Genomic DNA, 9,086 nt, shown 5'->3' on the forward strand with positions numbered 1-9,086 from the left:
TAACTGTTAAAAAAATAGATATTTAAGGATTTTGTAACTAAAATGTAACCTGAATGAACATTAATATTAATAACGAATATTATAATAATATAATAAAGAAATAAATTTAAAAATAAAAAATTATAAAATATTATTTTAAAAAAATAATCATATAAAAATCTATTATTAATAAAATAATAATAAATAAAAAGTTAAAATAAAAATTAAAAATAATTAACGATGATATATTTATTACTATCAATGAAAAACTTTATAACTTTTTATAAAGATAATAATTAAAAAGGAGGTGAAAATATAAATAAAAGCCTAATCTTATTAATTTTTTTATGCTTAATAATGATTCCTTATGTTTCTGCTGAAAATGTGACTATTGACAATTCAATGTCCATTCAGGATGCAGTAAATACTGTAAGTGATAATGACACAATATTCCTATCACCTGGAACATATGTTGAATCAGGAATAAAAATTGATAAAAACATTACTTTACAGGGAATGGGAAATGCAGATGAAATAATAATAGATGGAGACCATAAAAACACCATTATATTAGTTAATTCTGTAAGTCAAGTAAAGTTCTTTAACCTTACATTCATCAATGGAAAAAGTCCTGATTTTGGTGGAGCAATCCACTCTGAGTTAGGTGGACAAATTTACGTTGACAGTTGTAATTTCATCAACAATAGTGCTAGACAAAACGGTGGTGCTATTGATATTGCTGGAGAGCAACATAGAGTGAAATGGCAAGTATTTACAAATTATGGATTTTTAAATGCTACCAACTGTAATTTTATCAATAATACTGCTTACCATGATGGAGGTGCACTCGCCACATATTGGGGAAACTCATATGTCTACAATTCAGTTTTTAAAAACAATTATGCTGATAGAGATGGGGGATCTGTCCGTGTCGGAGTATATTCAACAACATTAACTGAAAACTGTACTTTTGACAACAATACTGCAAAAGAATGGGGTGGGGCTCTTTATAACTGGCCAGGAGAATTAACAGTTAACAATTGTGTAATATCAAACAATTATGCTGGAAGACAGGGCGGAGCTATGATTACATCAGGACCTTTAACAGTGACAAATTCAAAAATCATTAACAATAGTGCTGATAAAAAAGGAGGTGTAATCTATATTGCTGAAGAAACTCCTCATATTCCATCAACTGTTATATTTGAAAACAATTACATTGAAGGAAACACTGCTAAAGTTGGATCTTTAGTTTACGCTGATGAAACAACCGCTACCGGAACCAATTTCAACAACAACCATTGGGATATTGATTCAAGTAGTGATGATTGGAATAAGGCATTCATTACAAATAATTTAATTGACAGCCCGACAACATTCCTTGATGAAAATGGAAATGCATATACTGTAACTCCAAAAGAAAATCCAACCCCTTCAGAAAATAATACCCATGTTCCTGAAGAAAAAACAAATCATACTGAAATTCCAGAGTCTATGAATGATACTAACTCTACAATACCAGAAAACACAAACAACACTCAAACAAATACAACAACACAAGAAAATGAAAATAATGATGTTGTTAATGATAATACAAATACTTTGGATGAAATAATTGAAGAAATAATTGAAAGTGCTAATGTTCAAAATAACTCTACAACTATTTTAGATACAAATGTAGGTTTAGATAACGCACAAAATAGTGAATCCCAAAATCCAGAATCACCACAGAGTAATGCTGGAGAAAGTAATGCACATGAAATAGTTAAAAAGGATGTTTCAAAACAAACCGAACAATCACCACTCCCATACATCGCAGCTATTTTAATTATTTTAGCAATTTTCGGATATGGATATTATAGAAATAGTAAGAAAGAATAATTCTTATTATTTTTTTCTTTTTTTAAATTTAAATACTAGTTTATCCAAATTAAATACTGTAAACAAAAGATGTGATAAAATGGATAAATTAGATGATATTATCGTTTCAAGAGCAATCATTGAAGAATATATGAACGATTTACTGGACTATACTGATATAGATGTAGCCATAGGTGGCGGAGGACCATCCGGAATAACCGCAGGATATTATCTTGCAAAAGCAGGATATAAAGTAGCATTATTCGAGCGTAAACTCTCAATTGGGGGAGGAATGTGGGGAGGAGGAATGATGTTTAATAAAATAGTTGTCCAGGAAGAAGGAAAAAGAATCCTTGACGAATTTGACATCAACTACAAAAAATATCAGGACAACTACTATACTGTAGACTCCATAGAATGTACATCAACACTCACATCAAAAGCAACAAAAGCAGGCCTTAAAATATTCAACTTAATGTCAATCGAAGATTTAATGGTGCGTGAAAACGGGATAAACGGAGTTGTATTGAACTGGAGTTCAGTTGAAATGTCCGGCCTACATATAGACCCGTTAACAATTAGATCAAAAGCAGTTATTGATGCGACAGGCCATCCGCTGGAAATCATTAAAATCGTCCAGGACAAAATGGAAGAAGACTTGAACACCAAAACAGGAAAAATAATGGGTGAAAAATCCATGTGGGCTGATAAGGCGGAAGGTAAAATACTGGAAAACGTTAATGAAGTCTATCCGGGATTATATGTAACAGGAATGGCTGCTAATGCAGTACACGGATCACAGCGTATGGGACCGATTTTTGGTGGAATGCTATTATCCGGAGAGTACGTTGCCAAAATAGTTGCTGAAGACCTGGAAAAAAGAAAATAAACCTTTTTTACAACCACACCATCACTTTTTTTAAAAAAATAAATAAATATTAATTATATCTTTCAGATAGATAGATATAAATAAAAAATGCAATTACTAATACAATAATTACCGGCAATAACCACATAAATATCTTTAAAATTACAACAGCAATTAGAATTGCAATAATTACAAATGCTAAATCTCTAAGTTCCATGTAAAATTATTATATTATCACTAGTATTTAAAGTTTTGATACAAAGTATAATAAATGAAAAAAACCAAAAATAATAATATAATATTTTGGAGCATAATATGACAATTTTAGTGATTAATAATAAAGGTCAATATAACCATAGAATTCAACGCAGCTTACAATATTTGAAAATAGATTCAAAATTAGTTTCAAATACATTAAGCATTGAAGAATTAGAGGCTGAAAATCCTATCGGCCTGATTTTAGGTGGAGGCCCTTCACTTGAAGGAGCCGGAAACAGTGAAGAATACATCAGGCACTTTGACATACCAATTTTAGGAATATGTTTAGGTCATCAGTTAATTGCTAAAACATATGGTGGAGAAGTATCTACTTCAAATACCGAAAGTTATGCTCAAGTTAAAATTAATATTAACAATGATGAAAATTTATTTGAGGGATTGGCTCCAGAAATGGAAGTTTGGTCATCCCACAAGGATGAAGTAAAAAGCATCCCTGATGAATTTGAAATTTTGGCTAATTCAAAATTATGCGATATCGAATCCTTTAAACATAAAGAAAAAGATGTATATGGAATACAATTCCACCCAGAAGTACATCATACTCCAAAAGGATCACAGATATTTGAAAATTTCTATAAAATATGTAAACAATAGGTGTAATAATGATTGATAACGCTGAAGACTTAAAGGAAAAAGCATTGGAAAATAAAGCAGGATTAAAAAAACAATTTGTCAACATACCAATTGGCGATGAAGAATATGGTTTTAGAATTTCCGGTATTGGAGCAAAATCAGTGAAATTAGAAAAATATGTTAAATATGATGAAATCTTTGAAGCTTTGGAAGCTGGAAATGATACTGGTTTGGAATCCATTATCAAACAAATTATTGAAGATTACGAAGAAGAAGATGAAGAAGAGTAAGTGATTATGATGTTAAGCCCAAAAGAATTTATTGAAGATGCAATTCAAAAAATTAAAGACCAAATAGGTGATGAAAAAGCAATCATTGCACTTTCTGGAGGAGTTGACAGTTCCGTTTGTTCAGTTTTAGTTCAAGAAGCTATTGGAGATAATCTGACTGCTGTTTTTGTAGACCATGGTCTTTTAAGAGAAGGAGAAGTCGAACAGGTCACTAATACATTTAAAGACAGATTAAATTTCAAATTTGTAGATGCTTCTGACGAATTTATGGATCAGCTTGCAGGAGTTGAAGACCCTGAAGAAAAAAGAAAAATTATCGGAAGAGTATTCATCGAAGTATTTGAAAGAGAAGCTATTAAATCCGATGCTAAATTTTTAGTTCAAGGTACAATTGCACCAGATTGGATTGAAAGTGACGGAAAAATCAAATCACACCACAATCTAGCACTTCCAAGCGGAATGGAATTGGAATTATGTGAACCTATTCGTGACTTATACAAAGACGAAGTAAGGGAAATTGGTGATGAATTGGATTTACCAAAAACAACCGTTTACAGACAACCTTTCCCAGGACCTGGACTTGGAGTTAGGGTCATTGGTGATTTAACAAGAGAAAATGTTGAAATCTGTAGAAAAGCAAATAAAATCGTCTGTGACGAAGTTGAAAAAGCTGGGCTTGATGAAGAAGTATGGCAATATTTCGCCGTATTGACTGACAGCAAAGCCACTGGTGTTAAAGGAGACCAAAGAGACTTCGGATATTTGGTTATTGTAAGAATCGTTAATTCTGTAGATGCGATGACAGCATATGTTCCACAATTACCATGGGATGTTGTCCAAACCATCTCAAAAAGAATAACTTCTGAAATTTCTGAAGTAACCCATGTCGCTTTATCCATTAGTGACAAACCACCAGCAACTATCGAATTTTGTTAAATAAGAGATTTATTCTCTTAACTTTTTTTATTTATTATGATTACCTCTAAAAATGCATATTTGGCCAAATTAACCGAACAGATACAGATGAAATCTGTTAAGGTTGGAAAAAATCTTGAGGGAAGTACTCCCCCATCAGTTTTTATCGGCAGATGGTCCTATCCTAAGGTATATGCCGGACCTATGATGGTGGGTGAAGCAGGTGATACATCAATCATGGACTCTCCGGAATCATGGATTGGCCAAAACAAACAGCAAGAGGACATTATTAATTATCGTATGAATCTTGTGCGTGGAAAACAGCTGATTAAAATAGACGATTTAGAAAATCCATTCGTTGAAAAACTTCAGGACATTTCATTGGCCTCAACATCAATTGACAGTGAGGCCACTTTTGGAAAGACACCTACAGGATCAATGCTTAGTGAAGACAGCATGCCCCACGGTCCCAGCGCAGTTATTGAAAAATTTGATATCGATGCCGTAAAGTGGGACAGACAGCTTGAAAAGACATTTTATGATACAGACTTAAAGGCAAGCGACGCTGTGGTGAACCTGCATAACAAGGAGGTTCCATTTTCAGCAATGCAAAAGGCGTTTTCCGTTGGGGCAATAGGTACCAAAAACAAAAGAAAGTTGGTTCCGACAAGATGGTCAATTACCGCATGCGATTCAACACTTGCAGATCAGTTCTTAAAAGAAGTAAGGAAATTCGAAAGAATCGACACGTATAGAGTCTATGAATTCGGAAGCCTCAACAACTATTATGTCATTATTTTAACACCTACCGAATGGCAATATGAATGGTATGAGGCATTCATCAAGATTATGGGAAATGAAGAGTTGATATATTCAGACTATGAAACGAATGGCGGCAAAAAAGAATATTCCATTGTTGGAGGTTGTTACTACACTGCAAAAATGGCAGTTCTTGATTATTTGCTGAAAAATAAAAAGCAGTCCGGATTACTGATTTTAAGAGAAGCTTATGAAGGATATGTTCCGTTAGGAGTATTCAACGTTAGGGAAAATATTAAAGAAGCGATGCAAAAACCATACAAAGAATTTGAAACTTTAAATGATTGTTTAAAATATGCTGGAACTAAATTAACTATTCCAATCAGCAAATATGTAAAACAGGGAACTTTAATGAATGAAATGCTTCACACAAAACAGACCACTTTGGATATGTACTTTAAGAAATGATACTATGATGTTTGAATTCAAAACCCCTAAAAAAGAAACAGAAGAGATTATGTCTGATGTTGCATCCGGAAAATTAGAAAATACTAATTTTGAAAAGGAATGTGAAGATGCAGTGAAAAAATTAACCAATTCGCAATTCGCAAAAATCACATCAAGCGGAAACAACAGCATATTTGTTGCATTGAGTTCCATTGAAGGAAGCGTTATAGTTCCCGATCAAGGGGGCTGGCACGGATTTAAACAGATTTCAAAATTCCTAGGAAAGGAAATAATTACCCTTGAAACCGATTTGGGACTTATCAATCCAAAACAACTGGATGAGGTAGATATTCCGGATAATTCAGCACTGATTTTTACAAGCTTTGCAGGTTATTGTGCAGAACAGGATGTGAAATCAATTTCAAAATACTGCAATAACAATGGCATAACAACGATTGAAGATGCATCTGCAGGAATTGGAGATGAAAAAGAAATATTGGGAAATTGCAGATACTCAGACATAATTATCGCTTCAACCGGACAGCCTAAAATAATTAATGTCGGATCAGGCGGATTTATAGCAACAGATGATGAAAATGTATTTCAAAAAACATCCTTGCCATTGAAATTAAGCAAAACTAATGAAATTATATCAAGCGGTATATATGAGGAACTTAAAAGTGTTAGACAAAATTTACAACTTACATTAAATGCAACAAAACATCTAAAAAAACATATACCAACATCAATACATAATGATAAAAGAGGCGTTAATTTAATTATTAAAGAGGATAATCCTAAGGAAAAAACTTGGGAATTGAAAAAACAGTTGCCTATAAATAAAAGCGGATTTATCAATAAATGCCCTAATTACAATCGGGTAAAAACAAAAGCCATATCCATAGAAATAAAAAATTTAAATTATAATTGCCTGAAACAGGAATATTTGGATAAAATAATCAATACAGTTAATAATCTGCAACAAGCTTAGAAATTCTATCAATCAAAATATCTTCAACATCCATGATTTCCAATTCTTCATCACTGATAGAATAAATATCCTTTAATTTATCGACATCAGGACTTAAGACACTTTCATCTGAATTAAACAATGAAGATAACTCTGAGAAATAATCATCACAATCAATTAAAATAATACATAAATTCATGTATCCTTCCTTTAAACCCAATAAATCAAAAGCACGGGAAATCTGTCTTTGAGCAGAACATCTAAGACAAATTTCAACGCTTAAATCTTTGGCAAGATTCTGATTTCTGTCAAAAGCAAGAAAAGCCTGATTGACACCATGCTGAATATGCCTTACACCAGCAACAGCATCAGCATTCAATAACTGAATGATTTCACCATCTTTTTTAATGGAATTAATCTGGCTTAAAGTTTCGCTTACAGATGAAATTTCTCCCTTAAAACCTAAAATTTGCAAATCCATAATATTTACTCCTGAAGTAATCTGTTAACTCCTGAAATATAAGCTTTTACACTAGCATCAATAATATCCGGCTCGGTACCTCTTGCGGATATGATTCTATCCCCTTTCTGGAGTTTGACTATTACATCAATTATTGCGTCTGTACCGCCCGTAATAGCATCTACGTGATATTCTATAAAATCAATGTCCTTAAAGATTTCAAGAGAATTGATAGCATTGATTGCGGCATCAACAGGACCTATTCCAACACCCGCATTTAAAATCTCCTCACCATCAATATTCAACTTAACGGAAGCGGTAGGCATTACCTTATTTCCTGAGACAATGGTAACATCTTCAAGTTTAATTCTGTCTTCATGATTTATATCCAAAACATTATCCGCAATTGCCTGCAAATCAACATCTGTAACAGTTTTACCCTTATCAGCAAGCTCTTTAATGTTATTGCAAATTTGCTGAAGCTGATTCTTATCAACATTCAAACCCAATTCCTTAAGTCTGGAGTCAAGACCATGAGTACCCATGTGCTTTCCTATTATGAATTTTCGACTGCGGCCGACAAGTTCTGGAGTCATAGGTTCATAGGTAGCGGAATTCTTGATAATTCCATCTGAATGAATTCCGGATTCGTGAGCAAAAGCGTTTTCACCAACAATTGCCTTATTAGGTTGGATATAAACACCAGTCAAACGAGCAACAAGTTTTGAAATGGAATAAATTTCATGAATCTTAATATCAGTAGAAAAACCAGGCATTAGTCTGTCAATACTGACAACACATTCTTCAAAAGATGTATTTCCGGCACGTTCACCTATTCCATTGACAGTGGAATGAAACTCAACTGCACCACCCTTAATAGCAGATAATGTATTAGCAACAGCAAGACCAAAATCATTGTGACAATGGCATGAAACAGGTACTGCGATATCACTCAAACTGCTGAAAAGTTTAAAAGATGAATCCGGCGTTAAAATACCAACAGTATCGCATACGCAAACCCTATCAGCACCATGATCGATTCCATTTAAAAATACATTCTTTAAAAAATCAACGTTACTTCGAGATGCATCTTCAGCGGACAGTTCAACTATAAGGCCATGATCCTTACAATAGTCAACAGCAGAATTTGACATGTAAATAAGTTCATCTTTAGTGATTTTCAATTTGTCAAAAATATGCAGATCAGAAGTGGGTACAACCAGATTAACCGCATCAACATCACAATCTAAACAGTAATCAATATCAGAAGTTAAAGGCCTTGAAAAACTTAAAATTTCAGCATTAAATCCTTGAGAAGTGATTTCCTTAATTGACTTTCTTTCTCCTTCAGAAGTAATTGCAGAACCTGCTTCAATAAAATCTACACCGATTTCATCCAATTTAGAAGCAATTCTTAATTTTTCCATAGATGTTAAAGAAACACCTGGTGTTTGTTCCCCATCACGTAAAGTTGTATCTAAAACTTTAATCTTCATAAAATCACCAAAAAATACATAATAAGAACAATAAACAAAACAAAAAAAATAGTAAGATAATTGTAATAGAGAAAGCTTGCAGCGAAATGAAATTCCCATAGAAAACCATAGTACACAAACAAAACACAAAAGGACTTCACTACTGGGATCGAAACGAGACCAGGTATAACCCCCATGCTATGACCGCAAA

General features: G+C 33.1%; 10 protein-coding genes and 1 rRNA gene. 7 read left to right on the top strand and 4 right to left on the bottom strand.

Going from position 1 to position 9,086, the window contains the following annotated elements:
* Positions 1-336 precede the first annotated feature (336 nt).
* Positions 337-1,860 carry a hypothetical protein gene (locus tag IJQ68_RS08560; RefSeq protein ID WP_292799222.1) on the top strand — a complete coding sequence of 508 codons (1,524 nt, stop codon included), beginning with the start codon at positions 337-339 and terminating at the stop codon, positions 1,858-1,860.
* A 79-nt stretch (positions 1,861-1,939) separates the two neighbouring features.
* Positions 1,940-2,728, top strand: coding sequence for a sulfide-dependent adenosine diphosphate thiazole synthase (locus IJQ68_RS08565; protein ID WP_292799224.1), 789 nt, complete (start codon positions 1,940-1,942; stop codon positions 2,726-2,728).
* A gap of 49 nt (positions 2,729-2,777) precedes the next feature.
* Here the strand turns inward: IJQ68_RS08565 and IJQ68_RS08570 are convergent, their stop codons facing one another.
* Positions 2,778-2,924, bottom strand: coding sequence for a hypothetical protein (locus IJQ68_RS08570; protein WP_292799226.1), 147 nt, complete (start codon positions 2,922-2,924; stop codon positions 2,778-2,780).
* Between the two features lie 98 nt (positions 2,925-3,022).
* Between IJQ68_RS08570 and IJQ68_RS08575 the strand changes: the two genes are divergently transcribed.
* The 5 genes from IJQ68_RS08575 to IJQ68_RS08595 are packed head-to-tail and all read left to right on the top strand — an operon-like array spanning position 3,023 to position 6,961.
* Positions 3,023-3,580 (top strand): GMP synthase subunit A, encoded by a 558-nt coding sequence (locus IJQ68_RS08575; protein ID WP_292799228.1) that lies wholly within the window; start codon positions 3,023-3,025, stop codon positions 3,578-3,580.
* 8 nt (positions 3,581-3,588) lie between these two features.
* Positions 3,589-3,849 carry a hypothetical protein gene (locus tag IJQ68_RS08580; protein ID WP_292799230.1) on the top strand — a complete coding sequence of 87 codons (261 nt, stop codon included), beginning with the start codon at positions 3,589-3,591 and terminating at the stop codon, positions 3,847-3,849.
* Positions 3,850-3,858: 9 nt separating this feature from the next.
* Entirely contained in the window at positions 3,859-4,785 is a 927-nt protein-coding gene (guaA, locus tag IJQ68_RS08585; protein WP_292799232.1) for a glutamine-hydrolyzing GMP synthase, read from the top strand.
* A 36-nt stretch (positions 4,786-4,821) separates the two neighbouring features.
* Positions 4,822-5,991, top strand: a complete 1,170-nt coding sequence (locus IJQ68_RS08590) for a hypothetical protein (RefSeq protein ID WP_292799234.1) — start codon at positions 4,822-4,824, stop codon at positions 5,989-5,991.
* Between the two features lie 4 nt (positions 5,992-5,995).
* A complete protein-coding gene (locus IJQ68_RS08595; protein WP_292799236.1) occupies positions 5,996-6,961 on the top strand; it encodes a DegT/DnrJ/EryC1/StrS family aminotransferase in 966 nt (321 codons plus the stop codon).
* Here IJQ68_RS08595 and cgi121 read toward each other — a convergent pair.
* The 3 genes from cgi121 to rrf form a co-directional block, all read right to left on the bottom strand.
* The gene (gene cgi121, locus IJQ68_RS08600; RefSeq protein WP_292799238.1) at positions 6,939-7,421 is read right to left on the bottom strand and encodes a KEOPS complex subunit Cgi121; all 483 of its coding nucleotides are present in this window, start codon (positions 7,419-7,421) and stop codon (positions 6,939-6,941) included. The genes IJQ68_RS08595 and cgi121 overlap by 23 nt on opposite strands.
* A gap of 5 nt (positions 7,422-7,426) precedes the next feature.
* A complete protein-coding gene (locus IJQ68_RS08605) occupies positions 7,427-8,896 on the bottom strand; it encodes a (R)-citramalate synthase (RefSeq protein WP_292799240.1) in 1,470 nt (489 codons plus the stop codon).
* A gap of 73 nt (positions 8,897-8,969) precedes the next feature.
* Positions 8,970-9,086: ribosomal RNA gene (gene rrf / locus IJQ68_RS08610) — 5S ribosomal RNA — on the bottom strand; the annotation flags it as partial.

Origin of the sequence: Methanobrevibacter sp. (assembly GCF_017447225.1) — an archaeon.
Classification (GTDB): domain Archaea; phylum Methanobacteriota; class Methanobacteria; order Methanobacteriales; family Methanobacteriaceae; genus Methanocatella.